The 21,063-nt window shown below is 63.4% G+C and carries 18 protein-coding genes; 15 read left to right on the plus strand and 3 right to left on the minus strand.

Features of this window, described 5'->3' with window-relative positions:
- The 9 genes from AOG28_RS11340 to AOG28_RS11385 all read left to right on the plus strand — a co-directional run.
- Positions 1-892 (plus strand): beta-ketoacyl synthase (locus AOG28_RS11340; RefSeq protein WP_200906780.1); only part of this gene is annotated, 892 nt, incomplete at its 5' end.
- 227 nt (positions 893-1,119) lie between these two features.
- A complete protein-coding gene (coaD, locus tag AOG28_RS11345; RefSeq protein WP_043334599.1) occupies positions 1,120-1,629 on the plus strand; it encodes a pantetheine-phosphate adenylyltransferase in 510 nt (169 codons plus the stop codon).
- Positions 1,630-1,639: 10 nt separating this feature from the next.
- Positions 1,640-1,897 carry a YfhL family 4Fe-4S dicluster ferredoxin gene (locus tag AOG28_RS11350; protein WP_043334597.1) on the plus strand — a complete coding sequence of 86 codons (258 nt, stop codon included), beginning with the start codon at positions 1,640-1,642 and terminating at the stop codon, positions 1,895-1,897.
- Between the two features lie 526 nt (positions 1,898-2,423).
- Positions 2,424-5,354 carry a sensor domain-containing diguanylate cyclase gene (locus tag AOG28_RS11355; RefSeq protein WP_054556488.1) on the plus strand — a complete coding sequence of 977 codons (2,931 nt, stop codon included), beginning with the start codon at positions 2,424-2,426 and terminating at the stop codon, positions 5,352-5,354.
- Between the two features lie 716 nt (positions 5,355-6,070).
- The gene (locus AOG28_RS11365) at positions 6,071-6,664 is read left to right on the plus strand and encodes an outer membrane beta-barrel protein (RefSeq protein WP_082388721.1); all 594 of its coding nucleotides are present in this window, start codon (positions 6,071-6,073) and stop codon (positions 6,662-6,664) included.
- Positions 6,665-6,819: 155 nt separating this feature from the next.
- Positions 6,820-8,166, plus strand: coding sequence for an MATE family efflux transporter (locus AOG28_RS11370; RefSeq protein WP_082388722.1), 1,347 nt, complete (start codon positions 6,820-6,822; stop codon positions 8,164-8,166).
- Positions 8,167-8,334: 168 nt separating this feature from the next.
- The gene (locus tag AOG28_RS11375) at positions 8,335-9,645 is read left to right on the plus strand and encodes a short-chain fatty acid transporter (protein WP_054556491.1); all 1,311 of its coding nucleotides are present in this window, start codon (positions 8,335-8,337) and stop codon (positions 9,643-9,645) included.
- Positions 9,646-9,917: 272 nt separating this feature from the next.
- Positions 9,918-10,442, plus strand: a complete 525-nt coding sequence (locus AOG28_RS11380; protein WP_043332919.1) for an acyl-CoA thioesterase — start codon at positions 9,918-9,920, stop codon at positions 10,440-10,442.
- A gap of 114 nt (positions 10,443-10,556) precedes the next feature.
- Positions 10,557-11,882 carry a methylated-DNA--[protein]-cysteine S-methyltransferase gene (locus AOG28_RS11385; protein ID WP_082388723.1) on the plus strand — a complete coding sequence of 442 codons (1,326 nt, stop codon included), beginning with the start codon at positions 10,557-10,559 and terminating at the stop codon, positions 11,880-11,882.
- 13 nt (positions 11,883-11,895) lie between these two features.
- On the opposite strand, the gene AOG28_RS11390 is transcribed toward AOG28_RS11385, so the two are convergent.
- On the minus strand, positions 11,896-13,347 hold the full coding sequence (locus AOG28_RS11390) for an aminotransferase-like domain-containing protein (RefSeq protein ID WP_054556493.1): 1,452 nt from the start codon (positions 13,345-13,347) through the stop codon (positions 11,896-11,898).
- 157 nt (positions 13,348-13,504) lie between these two features.
- Here AOG28_RS11390 and AOG28_RS11395 point away from each other — a divergent pair, with 157 nt between their 5' ends.
- The 6 genes from AOG28_RS11395 (at position 13,505) to AOG28_RS11420 (ending at position 17,574) form a co-directional block, all read left to right on the plus strand.
- Positions 13,505-14,107 carry a LysE family translocator gene (locus AOG28_RS11395; protein ID WP_043332923.1) on the plus strand — a complete coding sequence of 201 codons (603 nt, stop codon included), beginning with the start codon at positions 13,505-13,507 and terminating at the stop codon, positions 14,105-14,107.
- A gap of 132 nt (positions 14,108-14,239) precedes the next feature.
- Positions 14,240-14,845 (plus strand): glutathione S-transferase family protein, encoded by a 606-nt coding sequence (locus AOG28_RS11400; protein ID WP_054556494.1) that lies wholly within the window; start codon positions 14,240-14,242, stop codon positions 14,843-14,845.
- 44 nt (positions 14,846-14,889) lie between these two features.
- Entirely contained in the window at positions 14,890-15,333 is a 444-nt protein-coding gene (locus tag AOG28_RS11405; RefSeq protein WP_054556495.1) for a GNAT family N-acetyltransferase, read from the plus strand.
- A gap of 86 nt (positions 15,334-15,419) precedes the next feature.
- Complete coding sequence (locus tag AOG28_RS11410) at positions 15,420-15,824, plus strand: DoxX family protein (protein ID WP_235507018.1); 405 nt, start codon at positions 15,420-15,422, stop codon at positions 15,822-15,824.
- Complete coding sequence (locus AOG28_RS11415) at positions 15,824-16,408, plus strand: DNA-3-methyladenine glycosylase I (RefSeq protein WP_054556496.1); 585 nt, start codon at positions 15,824-15,826, stop codon at positions 16,406-16,408. Before AOG28_RS11410 ends, AOG28_RS11415 begins: the two co-directional genes overlap by 1 nt.
- Positions 16,409-16,458: 50 nt before the next feature.
- Positions 16,459-17,574: a metal-dependent hydrolase gene (locus AOG28_RS11420; RefSeq protein ID WP_054556497.1), complete on the plus strand. Its 1,116-nt coding sequence runs from the start codon at positions 16,459-16,461 to the stop codon at positions 17,572-17,574.
- An 85-nt stretch (positions 17,575-17,659) separates the two neighbouring features.
- Here AOG28_RS11420 and AOG28_RS11425 read toward each other — a convergent pair whose 3' ends face one another.
- Both AOG28_RS11425 and oadA read right to left on the minus strand, forming a co-directional pair.
- Positions 17,660-18,979: a sodium ion-translocating decarboxylase subunit beta gene (locus AOG28_RS11425; protein WP_043332930.1), complete on the minus strand. Its 1,320-nt coding sequence runs from the start codon at positions 18,977-18,979 to the stop codon at positions 17,660-17,662.
- A 70-nt stretch (positions 18,980-19,049) separates the two neighbouring features.
- The gene (oadA, locus tag AOG28_RS11430) at positions 19,050-20,885 is read right to left on the minus strand and encodes a sodium-extruding oxaloacetate decarboxylase subunit alpha (RefSeq protein ID WP_054556498.1); all 1,836 of its coding nucleotides are present in this window, start codon (positions 20,883-20,885) and stop codon (positions 19,050-19,052) included.
- Positions 20,886-21,063: the final 178 nt, after the last annotated feature.

A 21,063-nucleotide genomic window follows, 5' to 3' on the forward strand; every position in this document is an offset into this window, starting at 1 on the left:
GCTGGAAGTGCTCACCGACAGCGATTACCAGAAGGCCTGTCGCCCGTTCGCGCGCAACTGTGGCTTCACCATCGCGGAAGCGACCCAGTTCGTGATCCTGATGGCGGATGATCTGGCGCTGGACACCGGCGCTCGCATCATCGGCAGCGTGCCGGACGTGTTCGTCAATGCCGACGGCTGGAAGCGTTCCATCTCGGCGCCCGGCGTCGGCAACTACATCACCCTGAGCAAGGCGGTGGCGCTGGCGCGCGATATCGTCGGCGATGAAGGCGTGCGCCAGCGCAGCTTCGTGCACGCCCATGCCACCTCCACGCCGAAGAACCGCACCACCGAATCCCACGTGCTCAATGAAGTGGCTCGCGCCAACGACATTCAGGCCTGGCCTGTGGTGGCGGTAAAATCCTTCGTCGGCCACAGCCAGGGCAGTGCCGCGGGCGATCAGGCGGTGTCGGCGCTCGGCAGCATGGCGACCGGCATCCTGCCGGGTATCCCGACGCTGGATGCCATCGCCGATGACGTGCATCACAGCCACCTCGACATCCGCCGCGAGGCGCGCGAGTTCACCGCAGACGTCGCCTTCATCAATGCCAAGGGCTTCGGTGGCAACAACGCCAGTGGCGTGGTGCTGTCGGCAGACGTCACGCTGAAGTTGCTGGCGGCGCGACATGGTGAGGAGGCACTGGCCGCCTGGCGTGAACGCAGCGGTCTCTGCGAGCAGCGTCGCGCCGACTATCTGGACAAGGCAAAGCGCGGCGAATTCACGCCGACCTATCGCTTCGGTGAAGGCGTGCTCGAAGGTCCGGAGCTGGAGATCACGGATCGCGAGATCCGTATCCCCGGCTATGCGAAGCCCGTCTCGCTCAAGGTCGACAACCCCTTCGGTTCGCTGTAAGCCAGGCTCGCTGCAAGACCGGCTGGCTACCCCTCCCGAGTTGCGCACTCGCTGACGAATCCCCTCCCGCGACTGGCAAGCCGCGCGAGGGGTTCTACACTCGGCGTACCGGGGGAGCCGGCGGCGCATCAGCCACTGCGTCCCGGCCTTCTGCGGCTCCTCATCCTTCGTCGTCCACTGCAGCCGGTCACCAGGCTGACCCGCTGCCGACAGAGCTCGAGTTCGTCATGCCCAAGAACATTGCCGTCTATCCCGGCACCTTCGACCCGATCACCAATGGCCATACCGACCTGATCGAGCGTGGCGCCCGCCTGTTCGACAAGGTGGTGGTCGCGGTGGCTTACAGCCCCAGCAAACGCCCCGCGCTGCCGCTGGAGATGCGCATCGATCTGGCACGCCGGATTCTGGCGCATCTCGACAATGTCGAGGTCATCGGTTTCAGCTGCCTGCTGACAGAGCTGCTTGAGCAGCAGAATGCGCGTATCATTCTGCGCGGCCTGCGTGCGGTCTCCGACTTCGAGTACGAACTGCAGCTGGCCAACATGAACCGGGCCCAGGCACCGCACGTCGATAGCCTGTTCCTGACCCCGGAATTACAGAACTCCTACATTTCATCGACCATCGTGCGCGAGATATCGCGTCATGGCGGTGATGTGTCGCGTCTGGTGCATCCGCTGGTGGCCGAGACCCTCGCCCGGCATTTCTCCGCTACCGACGACGACACCGCCACAAGCTGAGGACAGCATCATGGCCCTGATCATCACTGATGAGTGCATCAACTGCGACGTCTGCGAGCCGGAATGTCCCAATGGGGCCATCTCGCCGGGGGAAGAGATCTACGTCATCGACCCGGACCTGTGCACCGAATGCGTCGGACACTTCGATGAGCCGCAATGTCAGCAGGTCTGCCCTGTCGACTGCATCCCGCTCGACCCGGCCAACAAGGAAAGCCAGGAAGAGCTGATGGACAAGTACCACATCATCACGGCCGCACTCGGCAACTGATTGCCGCCTGCTCCGGCAGCCGTCATGGCGATGACATGGCCTGTACTGCGCCACATCCGTCGTGACGGCTGCTGCTTGCTTCTTGCCTGACACCCCCTGCTTTCTCCGCAAGCCCTCTCTATAAGCTCTTTCCTCAAGCCCTTTCCTCAGGCTCGGCCCTGACTGACGCTTCAGCGCCAGACTCGCCAACGCGGCGCCTCTTGCTGCAAGACACCAACGGATAACGTAACCGACTGGCACTAACACCGACGGGCAAAGACGCCGGCTGGCAACACACTTCGTTCGCGATCAAGACCTCCCGCGCTGCCCGCCATTGCCTGCTCCCCTGGCCTCACTGCCGGCCCCGCTGCTGACATGGCCAGACAGCATCGTGGCTACCAGCCTGCTCTCGGCCCCTGCCTAAACGGCTACGCAATTAATACCAAACGCTACGTCAGGTTATTTTCTGTTAGGGCAATGTAAACAATCTATTCTATCCTGTAGTGATAAAGTCACTGTCGTACCCTTTCACGCGCACGGATTGCCCATGTCCTCTCGCTCGCTTTCTACCGTTCTCAAGCGCCCCTTCCAGGGGACACGCACACAGCTGCCCAATGCCGGCACGGGGATGCTGCTTGTCATGCTGGCGATCATGGTGGTCCTGATCGTGGTGCCGCGTCCGCAGCTGTTCAGCTCGGTCGGACAGTACCTCGTCCCGCATTCACTGCTGGAAATGGGCGCGATACTGGTCGCTCTGATGTCTGCCGTCTCCATCTTCCAGGGGCACCGTCGGACGCTGCCGACCAGCTTTCTGGTCATGGGGTGCGCCTTCATGCTCTCCGCCTTCTTCGACATGGTGCATATCTTCAGCTATGACGGCATGCCCGACTTCGTCAGCGAAGCCTCCATCAGCAAGGCCATCCATTTCTGGCTGGCAGGGCGGACCGCCTTCATCATCGCGCTGCTGGCCCCCTGCCTGCTGACGGCCCGCCCCGTACCGCGCCGCTATCTGCCCGTGGCCTTTGGCTTGACGCTCGCCATCGGGCTGGCGGTGAGCTGGATAGGCCTCTTTCATCTCGACTTCCTGCCAGAGACCTTCATCGTCGGCAGCGGCCTGACCGCCTGGAAGATCGGCTACGAGTGGGCCCTGGCGCTGAGCGCTGTGCTGGCCGCGGTACTTTTGCTCGGCGCGCGCCGACTGCCTGAAGGCACCAATGCCGGCTGGCTGGCAGTCGCGGCGCTGGCCACGGGGATTTCCGAGCTGTGCTTCACGCTCTATGCCACTGCCTTTGATGTCTTCAATCTGCTCGGCCATCTGTACAAGGTGGTGGCCTACGCGATGATCTATCACGCCATCTATTCATCGCGCATGGTCTACCCCTATCAGCAGCTGCAGAAGATGAGTGACGCCCTGGGCGAGGCCGAACAACGCTGGCAGTTTGCGCTGGAAGGCTCAGGCGCCGGCGTCTGGGACTGGAAGCAGGATACCGATCACGTCTTCTACTCTCCGCAGTGGAAGGCGACGCTCGGCTTCCAGGAACACGAGATCGGCAGCAGCTTCGATGAATGGAAGTCACGCATCCACCCAGATGACATGCCGCGCACCCTCGACGACCTGAAACAGCACTTTGAAGGCCACAGCGCAGAATATCGCAACGAGCACCGCATGCTGACGCGCAACGGTGAATGGAAGTGGATTCTCGATCAGGGACGCGTGGTGGAGCGTGCCGAGGATGGCCGGCCCCTGCGCATGATCGGTACTCACAGCGATATCGACTGGATCAAGGAGCAGCAGCAACGCCTGATCAGCAGCCGTGCCCGTCTGCGCTCCATCTATCACTCCGCCCCGGTGGGCATCATCGTCGCCGACCGGGATGGCACCATCGCGGATGCCAACTCGGCCATGCATGCCCTGCTGGGCAAGAGTGATGCCGAGCTTTTCCAGCAATCGCTGTGGGGGCTGTTCTCACTGGATGAGATCAGTCGCATGAAACGTGCCTGGGGCCAGCTGCAGCGCGAAGGCGGCAGCTTCCAGGACGAATACCACATGCAGACTGACACGGGGCAGATGTTCTGGGCGGAAGTCACCCTCACGCCGCTCGAGGGCGAGGAGCGCACCCTGGTACTGATCAACAATATCGAGGACCGCCGCCGCGCCATCGAGTTGCTCGAGGAGAACGCGACCCTGTACCAGGAAGTCTTCAGCACCGGCAACGCCATCAAGCTGCTGATCGACCCGGAGCTTGCCGAGATCATCGATGCCAACCCGGTCGCCGCCGACTTCTATGGCTACAGCATCGGCGAGATGTGCGGCATGCCACTGGGCCGTATCAACGTGCTGGCCAGCCAGTCGCTCTCCAAGCGCATCCGTGCGGTCGTCAACCGCACCGACAACCACTTCGAGGCCAGCCATCAGCTTGCCAACGGTGAATTGCGTGATGTCGAGATCTTTACCGGCCCGGTGGACCTGAACGGCCGCACCCTGCTGTTCTCCATCGTTCACGACATCACCGATCGCAAGCGTGCCCAGCGCGACCTGCAGGCCGCCAACCTCAAGCTGTCGCGACTCTCCGAGAGCCGCAGCCAGATCCATCACCTCGCGGAATGCCTGCTGACCTGCTCCCAGCTCGATGAGATCATCACCCAGCTCAATGTTCGTCTGCCCAGCCTGTTCGCCGGCTGCGAAGGCAACGTGACCCTGCATGACCCGAATGACATCAATCAGACGATGCATATCAACTGGGGGTCACCGCCCACCGACGCTCGTCACCTCAAGCAGACGCTGACGGTCGGGGATGGCCAGGTAGGGGAATTCGTACTGCTGATCCCGCCGGAAGAGGACAGCCTGGAGCGCCTGCAACCCCTGGCGGAAGATGTCAGCCACCTGGTGATGCTGGCACTGGCCGACCTGCAGTTGAAGCGGGGCCTGGCACATGAGGCGCGCAAGGATACGCTGACGCGCCTCTTCAATCGTCGTCACCTCGATGAAGTGCTGCCCCAGAAACTGGCCGAGGCCAGCATCGGCAACCCGCTGTCCCTGGTGGTGCTGGATCTCGACCACTTCAAGCAGGTCAACGATACCTACGGGCACGAGATGGGCGATCAGGTCCTCACGCGTCTAGCCAACCTGATACGTGAGTCGATGCGCAGCTCCGATGAAGCCTGTCGCTACGGCGGCGAAGAGTTCGTGATTCTGATCCCCGGTGCCAGCGCAGCGGTGTCACGCGCACGCGTCGAGGCCATTCTCGAAGCCTTCCACGAAGAAGTCTTCGAGCATGAGACGCTGGGGCCGCTGACCGGCTTGAGCTTCTCCGCTGGGGTCGCCAACGCGCCGCATGACAGCCAGGCCACCGACGCGCTGTTCAACATGGCCGACAATGCGCTCTACCAGGCGAAACGCGCCGGACGCAAACGCGTGCTGTGCTTCAACTCACTGCCGCCTGCAGCCGATAGCCACGCCAGGCAACCCGCGCACTGACCGCCGCCCTCACCACCCTTCAGACACGACAACGCCGACCCTCGAAGTCGGCGTTGTCGTGTCTGAATCATCGAGCCATGGCTCGTCTCACATTTGCCATATTCCTTCAGGTCTTACATTTCATCAGCACGTCGGCTCAACTCACACCCGAGGCAGCGACGGAATGTCGCTTCCGCGGGCGTCTTGACCAATGTCTCTGCTGTAGCATCCAGATTCCCTCCTAGAGCCGCGAAGGGGGCAGACACAAGGAAGACTGCCGTGCCAGCGACTGTCGTCAACAACAACAGGGGGCGCCCTATCAATGCATCTGCCACCATGGCGCCGGCTCCCGGTCCTGACTGCTCCGGTTCACCAGGCAGGTCCAGCGCCTGAGCGGGCACGGCCATGGCAAGAGCCATCGCCCCACCCACCATGAGCCCCAACCATCCTTCTCGTCTTGTTTTCATTCCCCTCACTCCCTGTAGGCTGCATGGATGCGCTCGCGTCCCTATCGGTATGACGGCCTGTTGGCGCACTACTCCACCCAAGTGTATCAGGTGAACTCATTCCAGCTGGAGATAGTGCATGCCAAGTGATCAACGTAGAGGGTGCGTCGCATCAAGGATACTGTGTCGAGAAACCTCATAATACAATATGACGATATATTAAATCTGTGGTGATATTATATAACTCGTACGGAACCATCATAATCAACAACACACGCAAGGATATTGATCATGTTTGCAAGGATGCTGTTTACTGGCGCTATTCTCTTCTCTGCGGCACAGGCGCATGCCGCCAGCGACACCGTTCCTTCTGATAAATTCTATCTGGGCGGGGGAGCCGGGCAGGCTGTCTATCACAGTGACACTCTCGATGATATCGATGACATCGAGGGCGCCAATGTTGACGAAAAGGATGCCGCTTACACCCTGTTCGGCGGTTATCGATTCAACCCGAACTTCAGCATGGAAGTCGGCTACGTCAACCTGGGAGAGGCAACGGGCAAGGTCAGCGGTGTTGGTGAGGTAGCGTCTTTTGAGGTCGATGGTGTGTCGGCTTCACTGCTGGGTCGCTTGCCGATAGATGGCGGCTTGAGCGTGATCGGACGCATCGGCGCCATCAAATGGGACTCCGAGGCCAAAGCGTCCAACGAAAAGGAAAAGGATAACGGCACTGACCCCCTTTTCGGTGGCGGCCTTGAATACAGCAATCAATCCCTTTTCGCCCGTGCTGAATACACACGTTATATGCTCGATGTGGATAGCGGCAGCTCCGATGAAGATTTCGACATCGATCTGTGGAGCCTGAGCGCTGGTATGTATTTCTAAAGAGCGACTCTAGTTTCTTTTACTAAACGTCAAGAATCATCGCCTGTATTGATGCCCTGCAGAGTTTCTGCGGGGCATCATCACATCCGGGCTCCTACAGGGCATTGACGACTTCCTGCGCAAGGGTAGGCTTGTAGCTCTTGAATGGAGCGCCAATGACCGATTCCCCACGCCAAACCGACATCTCCTCGCCTCTCCCTCCTCGCGCCGATCGCCATATGTGGCGCCTGGCCTGGCCCATCATCCTTTCCAACATTTCCGTGCCGTTGCTGGGGCTGGTGGATACCGCCGTGGTCGGGCATCTCGAGGATGCGGTGTATCTGGGCGCGGTCACGCTGGGCGCGGTCCTCTTCAGCTTTCTGTACTGGGGCTTCGGGTTCCTGCGCATGGGCACGACCGGCATGACGGCACAGGCCCATGGCCGTGAAGACCACGATGGCCTGCGTACCTTGCTGGGCCAGGGCATCGGGCTGGCACTCGCCATCGGGCTGGTGTTGATCATCGCCGGCTCGCCGCTGATCACCCTGGGACTATCGCTGATGGAGGCCAGCGAGACCACGCGCGCCCTGGCCCATGACTACGCCAGCATCCGGCTGTGGTCGGCGCCGGCGGTGCTGATCAACTACGTGATTCTGGGCTGGTTCCTGGGGCTTGGTAATTCGCGCGTCACGCTCGGCATCCTCGTGCTGACCAATGGCGTCAACATCCTGCTCGACCTGGCTTTCGTGCCCGGGCTGGGCATGACCAGCGATGGCGTGGCGCTGGCCAGCGTGATCGCCGACTACTGTGCGCTGGCCACGGGCCTGTGGCTGGTCGCCCGCCAGCTCAGACGCATGCCGGGGCGCAGTGATCGCGCAGCGCTGCTGTCTCTCCCCGCCTGGGGCGCGCTGATCCGCGTCAATCAGCATCTGTTCGTGCGCACCCTGTGCCTGCTGGGCGCGACGGCCTATTTCACCTCGCAGGGTGCCAGCTTCGGGGACGATGTTCTGGCGGCCAATGCGGTGCTGCTGCAGTTCGTGATGATGACGTCCTATGCACTGGATGGCTTCGCCCAGGCAGCGGAGTCAGAGGTCGGGCGAGCCGTCGGCCAGAACGACTGGCAACGCTTCGCGCGCAGCGTGGGGGCGGCAACCCGTTTCTCCTTGATCACCGCGACAGCGGCCAGCGGCCTGCTCTGGCTCTGCGGGCCGGCGTTGATCCACCTGCTGACCGACATTCCCGAAGTCCGTGCCCTGGCCACCCTCTATCTGCCCTGGATGGTCGCCATGCCCCTGGTCGCGGTGTGGAGCTACCTGCTGGACGGCATCTTCATCGGCGCCACGGCGACGCGTGAAATGCGCAATACGCTGGTGGTGTCCCTGCTGGCATTCATCGGCCTGTGGCCGCTGCTCGAAGGCTTCGGCAATCATGGACTGTGGCTGGCCTTCCTGCTGTTCACCAGCGTGCGCTCTGCCGTGCTCGGCGGCTACTACCTGCATCATCGCCGCCATCATTGGCGCTGATGCCATGCCAGTTGAAGCCTCCAGCAGGTTGATACAGCGCTGAAAGGCTTGCCGCTGGCATTGGCGTGCCACTCGACCATCGCGCGATATTATCCTGATAGCGAATGGACTAATGTGAGCGTGCCAACCCGTTTCCCATACCGATAAAAAGCCGACAGGGACTCTCACATGCTGCAATCGCTATCACGGCCAGCCGTCAAGCTGGTTGAGCGCTATCTGCCTGACCCCTATATCTTCGTCTTGTTGCTGACCGTCGTTGCAGCGGCAGCCGCCATGCTCATCGAACAGCGCTCCCCCACCGAGGTGATGCGCTATTGGGGCGATGGCTTCTGGAATCTGCTGACCTTCTCGATGCAGATGCTGCTGGTGTTGATCTCGGGCTTCATGCTCGCCAACACCCCGCCGGTGAAGAAAGGCCTGGCCAGCATCGCCTCGCTGGCCAGAACGCCCGGCAGCGCCATCATGCTGGTCACCTTCGTGTCGCTGATCGCCAGCTGGATCAACTGGGGCTTCGGGCTGGTCATCGGGGCACTGTTCGCCAAGCAGCTGGCCAGGATGATCAAGGTCGATTACCGCCTGCTGATCGCCAGTGCCTACTCCGGTTTCGTGATCTGGCATGCGGGCATCTCGGGCTCGATTCCGCTGACCATCGCCACCGCGGGCCACTTCACCGAGGACAGCATCGGCATCGTGCCCACCTCGGACACCATCTTCGCCTTCTTCAATATCGCCATCGTCGCGGCGCTCTTGATCATCATGCCGCTGGTCAATCGCGCCATGATGCCCTTCGAGAAGGAAAGCGTGTACGTGGACCCGGCCCTGCTCGAGGAGAAGCACACCGAGATCAGCGACCAGCCTCGTCCTGCCGAGCGTCTCGAGAACTCGCCGATTCTCGCCTGGGTCGTCGGGCTGTTCGGCCTCGCCTGGCTGGTGGATCACTTCGTGATTCGTGGCGGCGGCCTGAACCTGAACGTGATCAACTTCAGCTTCCTGTTCCTGGCCATCGTGCTGCATGGCACGCCGCGCAAGCTGCTGGACAGCCTGAATGAAGCCATCAAGGGTGGCGCAGGCATCGTCATCCAGTTCCCCTTCTACGCCGGCATCATGGCGATCATGGTGCAGTCGGGACTGGCCGCCACGCTGTCCGAAGGCTTCGTGTCGATTGCCACCGCCGACAGCCTGCCGTTCTGGTCCTTCATCAGTGCCGGTATCGTCAATCTGTTCGTGCCCTCCGGTGGCGGCCAGTGGGCCGTGCAGGCACCGGTCATGATTCCCGCCGCCCAGGCATTGGGTGCCGACCTGTCACGCGTCGCCATGGCCGTCGCCTGGGGCGATGCCTGGACCAACATGCTGCAGCCCTTCTGGGCATTGCCGGTGCTCGCCATCGCCGGCCTCAAGGCCAAGGACATCATGGGCTTCTGTCTGGTGCAGCTGCTGGTGACCGGCATCATCATCTCGCTGGGCCTGACGCTGCTCTGATACCTGCCTGACGGCGGCGTCAGCTAGCCTTTTCAGCCAGCGATTCAGATAGCCTTACCGATAACCCCGCAAGCTCCTTGCCCCCACAGGCGACGGTGGGGGCAAGGTCGTTTATAGATAGCTGATATGCCGCTCACGGGGTGCCAAGACGTCACGAATCCCGCAGACTAGCCATTATCCCTCTCTGCGCGGCATGCCAGAGCCATTGCTTCACCTGAGAGCCCCTGACAGCTCCCACTCACCTGACAGGCCCGTGCCTGAAGGACGCCCCAATGAGCGAGAACCAGCCAGAACAGACCGCCCTCAACGAAGCTCTGCCCGGCCAGCATCAGTTGATCATGACCGAGCTGATGACCCCCGACATGGCCAACTTCAGTGGCAAGGTGCACGGTGGCGCCATCCTCAAGAAGCTGGATGAAGTCGCCTACGCCTGTGCCAGTCGTTACAGCGGCAGCTATGTCGTCACCCTCTCGGTCGACCAGGTGCGCTTCAAGCAGCCGATTCACGTCGGCGAGCTGGTGACCTTCCTGGCCTCGGTCAATCATGTCGGCCGCTCCTCGATGGAGATCGGCATCAAGGTGGTCGCCGAATCCATCCAGGGTCGCTTGATTCGCCATACCAACAGCTGCTATCTGACCATGGTCGCGGTCGATTCCAACGGCCAGCCGGTGCCGGTGCCGCCGCTCAATCTGGAAACCCAGGAACAGAAGCTGCGCTTCCACAAGGCCGCCATCCGCAAGAAGCTGCGCAAGCAGGCCGAAGAAGAAGAGAAGCGCCAGGAATCCATCGAGTTCTGAGCGAAACCCGGCAAATGCTGCGAGCGCAATCCTGACAGTCAGCACAAGATACGGAGTGCACCGCCCCGAGCGGATGGCGATACTGATCGTGAACCTTGCACAGCGAGATGAACGATGACATCAGTGTCCGGCGAAAAGACGGCGGCGGGGATGACGGCACCACCTGCCGCTGGCGACGCTCAAGGGTGCGATGAGGCCATCTGGCAGCGTCTGCTGGCGCGCCAGCCGATCGCCGGGGAGGCGCTGCGCTACGGCGTGATCACCACTGGCATCTTCTGTCGCATCGGCTGCCCATCCCCGGCTCCACGCCGCGACAACCTGCGCCTGTTTGCCGACGCCCATGCGGCGCGAGCCGCAGGCATGCGCGCCTGTCGGCGCTGTCATCCTGAGCAGTCCGACAAGCCTGATCGCCCTCAGGCCGACAAGCAGACTCGCCATCCCGTCAGGGCCACGTCTGGAGCACCGACGATCCCGGAATTGAACGCCTCACATTCATGCGCCTCCACTGCCGCCCGCTCGACACCTGCGAATGCTGACTCAACCCCCGCCTCGCCCTGGCCGCTGGCGGTGTGTCGGCAGCTGGAGCAGGCCGTCGCCGCAGGCGAGCCCACCCCGACACTCGCAAGCCTGGCGGCGGAGCACGGGATAAGTGCCTCGCATCTTCAGCGCCGCTTCACGACACTGTTGGGCCTGTCACCTTCCGAGTACTCGGCGGGTCTGCGCCAGATGCAGTTCCATGCGCTGCTGGAGGAAGGCCATGGCGTGACCGAGGCGATCATCGCCGCCGGCTATCGCTCCAGCAGCCGCGCCTATGCGCGCAGGGACGGCATCACGCCTAGCGCCCGCCGCTCCGGCGGCCAGGGAGAAGACCTGCTGGCACTACATTGGCCGTGTCGCTTCGGGATACCGGAGCAGTCCTGCTGGCTGAGCGCAGGACTCAGCGCGCGTGGCGTGGTCGTCATTCAGCTCAGCGACAGTCGTGAGACGGGCCAGCAGGCGCTGGAAGCACGCCTGCCCAGAGCCAATTGGCAGCAGACAGAGACAGACGAGCAGGACGGCAACGCTCACGCGGCCAGTCGCCTGCTGCATGCCTCACTGGGGGCACGGTTACTCGCCCTGTGCGAGCAACCGGAGACCAGTCATGCACTGCTGCTCGAACTGCCGCTGGATGTGCGTGGCACCGCCTTTCAATTGAGCGTCTGGCAGCAGCTCAACGCCACCGTGAGCGGCGATACCCTGACCTACCGCCAACTGGCCGAGGCGCTCGAGCGACCGACCGCCAGCCGCGCCGTCGCCAATGCCTGTGGTGCCAACCCGCTGGCTCTGCTGACGCCTTGCCATCGTGTGGTACGCGGCGATGGCGGGCTTGGCGGCTATCGCTGGGGCGTGCCGCTCAAGCAGGCCAGATTGGCGCAGGAGTCCGGCACCCGCCGGGAGTGAGAGCGGCGATGTGCTAGAGCGTCATGGGGCGCAGTGCAGGCGGCGCCTGCAGCTGCTCGCGCACGATTTCCAGCGCGTGGGTCAGCGCCTCACGGCTCTCGGCGGCGCTCAGGCACAGTCGGATGGCCTGCGGTGGCGGCTCATTGCCGACACAGAAGGGCTCGGCGCTGGTGACGTGCACACCCCGCTCGGCCAATGACGCGACCATCGCCTGACTGCGCTGCCCTTCGGGCAACTCGAGCCACAGATCGAACGAGGACGGCCGCGCCGCCGGCGACCACTCCGCCAGCAGCGTGCGGGCCAGTCGCTGGCGCGCGCGCATCTCTTCCATCTGCCACTCCACCAGCTGTATCGCGTTGCCGCTGGTCAGCCAGGCGCAGACCGTTTCCATCAACAGCGGCGCCACCATCCAGCTGTGGCTGCGCAGCACTGCGCCGATGCGGGTCAGCACCTCCACCGGCGCCCGCAATACGCCCAGGCGCAGGCCACCGGCCAGCAACTTGGAGGTACTGAAGACATACAGGGTGCGCTCCGGCGCCATCTGATAGAGACGGGTGCCGCACTCCTCGTCGGGCAGATATTGCACCCCATCTTCCAGAATCCAGAAGTCATGCTGGCGCGCGAGGGCGACCAGTGCCTCGCGCCGTGCATGAGACAACTGCGCCGCGCCCGGATTGTTCTGCTCGGCCATCACATAGACCATTCTGGGCGCCTGCTGACGACACAGCCGCGCCAGCGCCTCGACATCCATGCCGTCCTTGTCCAGCGGCACCCGCAACAGCTTGAGGCCACGTTCGGCGCTGGCGACGATCAAGCCGGGATAGGTCAGTGCGCCGGTGACCACGGCATCCCCGGGCGCCAGCAGCGCCGACAACGCCAGCGTGATGCCATTCTGGCCGCCCTGGGTCAGCATCAGCTCCTCGGGGGCAACCGGCATGCCAAGCTCGCCCATCCAGCTCGCCAGCAACTGCCGGTGGCTGCCGTCGCCGAATTCATTCTGATACTCGACACTGCGCAGCAAGGCCTCGGGTGACTGGCTGATCGCGGCCAGCGCCGCCGCCATACCCTGCTGCCGCGCGGGGTGAGGCGGAGGCAGGCTCATGGTGAGATCGATCACGCCGGACGCTGCCGGCAGAGCGCCCTCCTGTTCTGGCGCCAATCCGTAGGCCTTGCTGGCACGCAGGGCATGCCCGAAGCTGCTGAAGGATCCATGCGCGCTCCGGGTGGCACCGTTGATGTAGGTGCCGCTCCCGACACGCGCCGACACCAGGCCACTCCGCTCGGCCTCGGCGTAGCCTCGCGTCACCGTGCCGATGGTCACGCCCAGCACATCCGCCAGCCGTCGTTGAGGCGGCAGTCGCTCGCCTTCCTTGAGTTGGCCCGCGGCGATATCGAGGCGAATGGCCTCCGCCAGCGCACGGTAACGCGGCATGGCGGGGTCCAGGGTCGGAATCCACATTGTCATGGTGACAAAAAACCTGTTGACGGTAATTGTCATCAGATTATGCTCAAAACATGCCGCCAACAAGCCACAAAACACGGGAATGTGCCGGCATCCACAAATTGAACCCATACAATCAGACACACCACCTCGACAACGCCCACCACGCTGAAGGACACCCATGGAATCCCTCGCCTTTCTGGCCCCCGCCACGCTTTTCATGCTGTCGATGACCCTGACGCCCGGCCCCAACAACGTGATGTTGACGGCCTCGGGGGCCAACTATGGTTACTGGCGCACCCTGCCGCATATCTTCGGCATCCTGATCGGCTGCCTGGTGCTGTTCATCGCCATCGCGCTGGGGCTGGGGCTGGTCTTCGAGCGTTATCCCATCGTGCAGACGCTACTGAAGGTGCTGGGCAGTGCCTACCTGCTCTACCTGGCCTGGAAGATCGCCACCGCCCCGCCCCCTGACTTCGCCAGCCAGCAGGATGCGCGTCCGATGACCTTCCTCGCGGCGTGCCTGTTCCAGTTCGCCAACCCCAAGGCCTGGGTGATGGGCATGGCGCTGATGGCAAGCTTTCTCCCCGAGGAAGGCCCGGCACTGCTCAACGCCGTATTGCTGGCAGGCTTCGCGGAACTGGTCGCGCTGCCGTGCATCTCGCTGTGGGCGGGCTTCGGGACCGCCATCGGGCGTCTGCTGAATACCGAGCGCGCCTGGAAGATCTTCAACCGCGTGATGGGCGTGCTGACCGCTTCCTGCGTGGTGATGATCCTCGGCTGACCTCAGCCTGCGTCTGGAGTACGCGGATGACACCGGAGCGTCGAACACTGTTCGAATAATCACTGTTCATGCAGGCGAGGTTGGTTAGACTGTCGAGACGCCAATTCCACGCTCGCACAGGACGCTCCCTGCATGCTGACACTCTACGGTGATCGCCGCTCCGGCAACTGCTACAAGGTCGAGCTGCTGCTGCACCTGCTCCAACGCCATCATCACTACATCGAGGTCGACATTCTGGCCGGCGACACCCGCACGCCGGAATTCCTGACCCGCAACGTCAATGGCAAGATTCCGCTGCTGGAGCTGCATCGCGGCGAAACGCTGTCAGAGTCGAATGCCATCCTGAATTACCTCGCCGATGGCAGCGACTACCTGCCGAGCGACCCCTTCCTGCGCGCCAAGGTGCTGCAGTGGCAGTTCTTCGAGCAGTACAGCCATGAGCCGTACATCGCCACCGCCCGCTTCATCAATCGCTACCTCGGTCTCCCCGACGAGCGCCGCGCCGAGTACGCCGCCAAGCAGGATGGCGGCAAGCGTGCCCTGCGCGTGATGGAGCACCATCTCGCCGAGCATGACTGGCTGGTCGGGGGCCGATTCACGATCGCCGACATTTCCCTTTATGCTTATACGCATGTTGCCGATGAAGGCGGCTTCGCGCTGGATGACTATCCCGCCATAAAGGCGTGGCTGGCACGTGTCGCGGCGCAGCCGGGGCATTTCGATATCCCGCGGGACTGATAGGATATGGCATCCCCGACGACCGCCGTTTGCCAGGACACACGATGCCAACCTTGACCTATCGCCCGATGACACCGGAAGACCACCCTGCCTTCATCGCCATGATGGAGGCGACCCCGGGAGTGGTCATCCGCGATTCCGACCGCCATGCCCCTGTCACCCGCTATCTGGCGCGCAACCCCGGCATGAGCCACCTGGCCTTTCTCGATGAGCGCCTGGTCGGCTGCGCCATGGCGGGCCATGACGGCAAGCGCGGCTATCTTCAGCATGTGATGACGGCGCCGGACATGCGTGGCCAGGGCATCGCCAGCACGCTGGTCGACCGCTGTCTGGCAGCCTTGGCCAGCGAAGGCATCGACAAGGTGCATCTGGATACCCTGCACGACAACCATGACGCTCATCGCTTCTGGGAGCGTCTTGGCTGGTCCAACCGCAATGCCGAGATCGTGCGCTTCTCGCGCATTCTGGTGGACAACCCCAACGCCTGAGACAGCCGCCTTCTATCCGGACGACCGCTAAGCAAGCCCGACGACCACTGAGCAAGCCCGACGACCGCTGAGCAAGGAGCTCTACCGTGCAATTTCTCGAAAATGACGACCTCGGCAAGCTGATACTGCGCCTGATGCTGGGCCTGCTGTTGCTGTTTCATGGCCTCTCGAAATTGCTCGGTGATGGCGGCACGCTGAGCTGGATCGCCGGCGAGCTCGAGAATCTGGGCATCCCGGGCGTGGTGGCCTATGGCGTCTACATCGGCGAGATCATCGCGCCCATCATGCTGGTGCTCGGCGTGCACTCGCGCATCGCCGGACTGATCGTGGCCGCCAACATGCTGTTCGCCTTTGCCGTGGCGCACATGGGCCAGCTGTTGAGCCTGTCGCCCTCCGGCGGCTGGGCGCTGGAGCTGCAAGGCTTCTTCCTCGCCAGCGCCCTGGCCATCGTCTTTCTCGGCAGCGGCCGCTTCGCGGTACAGGAGGACTGATGGCCGACGTCGTCACCGCCAGCACCTATTGCGAGAATGCTCCTCAGCACCCGATTCATGGCCCATATCATGATCATGAATACGGCTTTCCGGTCAGCGATGACCGGGTGCTGTTCGAACGCTTCGTGCTCGAGATCAATCAGGCCGGCCTCTCCTGGCTGACGGTGCTCAAGAAGCGCGCGGCCTTCCGCGAGGCCTTCGAGGAATACGATATCGCGCGCATCGCCGCCTACGGGGACGAGGACCGCGCGCGCCTGCTCAACAATGCCGGCATCATCCGCAACCGGCTCAAGATCAATGCCGTGATCCACAACGCAGGCGTGGTGACGCAGCTCAAGGACTCCCACGGCAGCTTCAGTACCTGGCTGGATGCCCATCATCCACAACCGCTGTCAGCCTGGGTCAAGCTGTTCAAGAAGACCTTCCGCTTCACCGGCCCCGAGATCGTCAACGAGCTGCTGATGAGCTGCGGCTATCTGCCCGGCTGTCATCGTGATGACTGTCCGGTGCAGGCACGCGTGCTGGATGCCGGCCCGCGCTGGGCCGAGCCGGGCGCCCTGGCGGCGATCCGCGCAGATGACTGACGCCTGCTCCCACGCCTCCCGCTTTCTTCTCCCTCACAGGTAGCCCACGCATGGACTCCCTCACCCAGATCTGCCTCGGAGCCGTCGTTGGCGGCGCCGTCATGGCGCCGGCCATTCACCGCCTGTCCGGCCCGAAACGCGGCGCGGCCATCCGCTATGCGCTGCTCGGCGGAGCGGCGCTCGGCACCCTGCCCGACCTCGACGTGATGATCGACTACGGCGACGCGGTCGCCAATTACACCCATCACCGCGGCTTCAGCCATTCCCTGCCGGTGCTGGCGATTATGGGCATCGTGCTCGGCTGGCTGCTGGCGCGCCTGCCACGTCTGGCGAGCCTCGGCCGTGGGCGGCTGATCGCCTGCTGCGTGCTGTGCCTGGTCACCCACCCGCTGCTGGACAGCTTCACCACCTACGGCACCCAGCTGCTGTGGCCGTGGCCCAGCCGTCCCATCAGTCTGGCCAGCGTCTTCATCATCGACCCGCTCTACACCCTGCCGCTGCTGATCACCGCCCTGTGGGTGGCGATTCGTGGTCGCGCCGGGCACCTGTTGAGCGCGGGCCTCATGCTCTCGAGCCTCTATCTGGGTTGGGGACTGGCCGCCAAGAGCTGGGTCGAACATCGCGTGGCGCCGATGCTGGCCAGCCAGGGCTTCGCCGACGCCCCGCGCATGGTGCAGCCGACTCCCTTCAACAGCCTGCTGTGGCGTGTCAGCGCAACCACGCCGCAGGCGGATCACGAGTGGATGGTCAGCGTGTTCGACTCCGACGCGCAGCTGGCGTCTCTCGCACGCCGTGATTTTCCGCGCCATCCGACGCTGGATGCCGAGGTCGCGAAGCTGGAGCACGGCCAGCGTCTGCGCTGGTTCGCGGCGCCCTATCTGCGAGCGAGCCGCGAGCGGACCCCAGAGGGTGAGACGCTGCTGGCAGTGACCGATACACGCCTGGGCTCACCCGGCTATCACCCCTTCCGCTTTGCCCTCGCACGCCAGAACGCCGCGGGGGAATGGCAAGGGCTCGAGGACAGCCAGCGCCTGCCCAGCCGGCCTGTCGATCGCGCCGCCCTGCTAAGCCTCTGGCAGGCCGTCCACGACCCGCAGACGCGCATGCAGCCGAATCAGCGCACCGTCTCTGCCACGCCCTCAAATCCCTCGGCCGAGACAAGATAAAGCGCCGCTGATGAAGGCCCGAGATACGACAACGCCCGCCATGGTAGCCATGGCGGGCGTTGTCGTATCAGTGCTGCAAAGACGATCAACCGAGGTACTTGATCATCACCCCCGCGGCAACCGCCGAGCCGATGACGCCGGCCACGTTCGGCCCCATGGCATGCATCAGCAGGAAGTTGTGCGGGTTGTACTCGAGCCCGACCTTGTTGGAGACACGTGCCGCCATCGGCACCGCCGAGACACCGGCCGACCCGATCAGCGGATTGATCGGTGTCTTGGAGACCTTGTTCATCAGCTTGGCCATCAGTACCCCGCAGGCCGTGCCGATACCGAAGGCGACCACGCCGAGGGCCAGAATGCCCAGCGTCTCCACCGCCAGGAACTTGTCGGCCTGCAGCTTGGAGCCCACCGACAGCCCCAGGAAGATGGTGGTGATGTTGATCAGTGCGTTCTGGGCGGTATCCGACAGACGCTCCACCACGCCACACTCGCGCATCAGGTTACCGAAGCAGAACATGCCCAGCAGCGGTGCAGCGTCCGGCAGCAGCATCGCCACCATGATCAGCAGCACCAGCGGGAACAGGATCTTCTCGGTCTTGGACACCGGCCGCAGCTGGGTCATGACCAGGCTACGCTCCTTGGCGGTGGTCAGCGCGCGCATGATCGGCGGCTGGATCATCGGCACCAGTGCCATGTAGGAGTAGGACGCCACGGCGATCGCACCCAGCAGCTCCGGCGCCAACAGGCTGGCGACATAGATGGAGGTCGGGCCGTCCGCACCACCGATGATGCCGATGGCCGCCGACTGCTGCAGGCTGAAGTCCATCAGGCCCATCGAGGTCATCGCCACCGCGCCCAGCAGGGTCGCGAAGATGCCGAACTGCGCCGCCGCGCCGAGGAACAGGGTCTTGGGATTGGCCAGCAGCGGGCCGAAATCCGTCATCGCGCCTACGCCCATGAAGATCACCAGCGGCGCGATGCCGGAGGCGATCGCCACGCTGTAGAAGCTGTAGAGCATGCCGTTGGAGAAGCCGCCATCCAGCGCCATGTTGCTGGCCTGCTGCTTGAGCGCGGCGGGAATCTCGCCATGCAGCGCCTGCTCCACCGCGTGGCGCGCCTCATCCAGCGGCAGGCTGGCGATGTTGACGTTGAGCAGATTGGCCATCGCAGCCAGCAGCTCCGGCTTGCCGAGATGGGCCGCCTGCTCGGCGGCAGACAACGCCAGCCCGGCTTCCGGGATGTTGGCCAGAATGCCGCCGAAGCCGATCGGCACCAGCAGCAGGGGTTCGAAGTTCTTGCGGATCGCCAGATAAAGCAGGCCAAGGCCGATGACGATCATCGCCAGCTGGCCGAAGCTCATGTTGTAGAGCCCCGAGCCGTGCCAGAGGTTGAGTATCTTGTCCATGTCGTGTCGCCTTGCAGAGGAGCATCACCGACCGGCCCGCCGCGCATGACGACGGGCCGGACACACCGGCTCAGAGGGTGATCAGAACGTCGCCGACACTGACACTGTCGCCTTCCTTGACCTTCACCGCGGAGACGGTACCGGCCTGGTGGGCACGGATCTCGGTCTCCATCTTCATCGCCTCGAGGATGATGACCACATCCCCTTCGGCCACGCTGTCACCGACACTGACATTGACCTTGAAGATGTTGCCCGCCAGCGGCGCACTCACCGGCTCACCGGAAGCGGCCTGTGCGGCAGGTGCCGCCGCTGCGGCGGCCGGAGCAGGCGCCGCTGGCGCGCTGGCCTGCACCTGGGTGATGTCTCCGCCTTCGGCGACCTCGACGACATACTGCTTGCCGTTGACGTTCAGGGTGTAAGTCTGCGGACCGCTGGACGCGGTTTGAGCACTGGTGGCAGGCGCTGCGGCGACGGGCGAACTTGCAGCCTTGGACGCCTTGTCATCGACAGCCTGCGGCGCGGGCTCGAAGGCATCCGGGTTGCCACGGTTGCGCAGGAACTTGAGGCCGATCTGCGGGAACAGCGCGTAGGTCAGCACGTCATCGGTCTCGCGCTCGCCGCCTTCCAGCGTGATGCCCTCTTCACTGGCCTTGCCCTTGAGCTCCTCACGCAGACGCTCCATCTCCGGCGTCAGGTTGTCTGCCGGGCGGCAGGTGATCGGCTCGCCGCCTTCCAGCACGCGGGACTGAAGCTCACTGTCGAAGGGCGCCGGTGCCGCGCCATATTCGCCCTTGAGCAGCGCCTGCACTTCCTTGGAGATCGACTTGTAGCGCTCACCCATCATCACGTTCATCACCGACTGGGTGCCGACGATCTGTGAGGTCGGGGTCACCAGCGGGATATAGCCCAAGTCCTTGCGTACACGCGGAATCTCGGCGAGCACGTCATCCAGCTTGTCACCGGCGCCCTGCTCCTTGAGCTGGCTTTCCATGTTGGTGAGCATGCCGCCCGGCACCTGCGCGACCAGGATGCGCGAGTCGATACCGCGCAGACTGCCCTCGAAGGCCGCGTATTTCTTGCGCACTTCGCGGAAATAGCCGGCGATATCCTCGAGCTTCTCGAGATCGAGCCCGGTATCGCGCTCGGTTCCCGCCAGCATCGCGACCACGGATTCCGTCGGGCTATGGCCGTAGGTCATCGACATGGAAGAGATGGAGGTGTCGACGTTGTCGATGCCCGCCTCGATGGCCTTGAGGGCCGTGGCGGTGGAAAGCCCGGTGGTGGCGTGGCACTGCATGTGGATCGGGATCGACAGGCTCGCCTTGAGGCGCGAGACCAGTTCAAAGGCGGTGTACGGCGTCAGCAGGCCCGCCATGTCCTTGATCGCCAGAGACTGGGCGCCCATGGACTCGATCTTCTGCGCCAGCTCGACCCACATCTCCAGGGTGTGCACGGGGCTCACGGTGTAGGAGATGGTGCCCTGGGCATGCTTGCCCTGATCCAGTACCGCCTTGAGCGGACGCTCGAGGTTGCGCGGGTCATTCATGGCATCGAAGACACGGAAGACATCGACACCGCTGGTCGCGGCACGCTTGACGAAGGTATCCACCACATCATCGGCGTAATGACGATAGCCGAGCAGGTTCTGGGCGCGCAGCAGCATCTGCTGCTGGGTCTTGGGCATCGCTTCCTTCAAGGCACGAATGCGTGCCCAGGGGTCTTCGCCCAGGTAGCGAATGCAGGCGTCGAAGGTCGCGCCGCCCCAGCTCTCCAGCGACCAGAAGCCGATGTCGTCCAGCTTGGCGGCGATCGGCAGCATGTCATCGAGGCGCATGCGCGTGGCCAACAGTGACTGATGCGCGTCGCGCAGTACCACATCCGTGATGCCCAGCGGTTGCTTGTCCATGAGTGATCCCTTGTTCTTTATATTGTGGATATCGAGTTCTGCGCGCGCTGCAGGCAGCCTGTTGCGTCAGCCTGCAACACAGAATATTGCACTCGGGGGGAGGTCTACCCACCGTACTGCTCGTGATAGAATCGCCGCCTGCTACTCTTGGCAGTGGTCGGACGCTCGGCAGAGCCCA

This window comes from Cobetia sp. UCD-24C, assembly GCF_001306765.1.
GTDB lineage: Bacteria > Pseudomonadota > Gammaproteobacteria > Pseudomonadales > Halomonadaceae > Cobetia > Cobetia amphilecti.

Bases quoted from the DNA above. Each gene is read 5' to 3' on its own strand.
- AOG28_RS11370 (WP_082388722.1), top strand. From the start codon at position 6,820: ATGACCGATTCCCCACGCCAAACCGACATCTCCTCGCCTCTCCCTCCT.
- AOG28_RS11425 (WP_043332930.1), bottom strand. From the start codon at position 18,979: ATGGACAAGATACTCAACCTCTGGCACGGCTCGGGGCTCTACAACATG.
- AOG28_RS11405 (WP_054556495.1), top strand. From the start codon at position 14,890: ATGCCAACCTTGACCTATCGCCCGATGACACCGGAAGACCACCCTGCC.
- AOG28_RS11375 (WP_054556491.1), top strand. From the start codon at position 8,335: ATGCTGCAATCGCTATCACGGCCAGCCGTCAAGCTGGTTGAGCGCTAT.
- coaD (WP_043334599.1), top strand. From the start codon at position 1,120: ATGCCCAAGAACATTGCCGTCTATCCCGGCACCTTCGACCCGATCACC.
- AOG28_RS11355 (WP_054556488.1), top strand. From the start codon at position 2,424: ATGTCCTCTCGCTCGCTTTCTACCGTTCTCAAGCGCCCCTTCCAGGGG.
- AOG28_RS11385 (WP_082388723.1), top strand. From the start codon at position 10,557: ATGACATCAGTGTCCGGCGAAAAGACGGCGGCGGGGATGACGGCACCA.
- AOG28_RS11365 (WP_082388721.1), top strand. From the start codon at position 6,071: ATGTTTGCAAGGATGCTGTTTACTGGCGCTATTCTCTTCTCTGCGGCA.
- oadA (WP_054556498.1), bottom strand. From the start codon at position 20,885: ATGGACAAGCAACCGCTGGGCATCACGGATGTGGTACTGCGCGACGCG.
- AOG28_RS11420 (WP_054556497.1), top strand. From the start codon at position 16,459: ATGGACTCCCTCACCCAGATCTGCCTCGGAGCCGTCGTTGGCGGCGCC.
- AOG28_RS11390 (WP_054556493.1), bottom strand. From the start codon at position 13,347: ATGACAATGTGGATTCCGACCCTGGACCCCGCCATGCCGCGTTACCGT.
- AOG28_RS11415 (WP_054556496.1), top strand. From the start codon at position 15,824: ATGGCCGACGTCGTCACCGCCAGCACCTATTGCGAGAATGCTCCTCAG.
- AOG28_RS11395 (WP_043332923.1), top strand. From the start codon at position 13,505: ATGGAATCCCTCGCCTTTCTGGCCCCCGCCACGCTTTTCATGCTGTCG.
- AOG28_RS11380 (WP_043332919.1), top strand. From the start codon at position 9,918: ATGAGCGAGAACCAGCCAGAACAGACCGCCCTCAACGAAGCTCTGCCC.
- AOG28_RS11350 (WP_043334597.1), top strand. From the start codon at position 1,640: ATGGCCCTGATCATCACTGATGAGTGCATCAACTGCGACGTCTGCGAG.
- AOG28_RS11400 (WP_054556494.1), top strand. From the start codon at position 14,240: ATGCTGACACTCTACGGTGATCGCCGCTCCGGCAACTGCTACAAGGTC.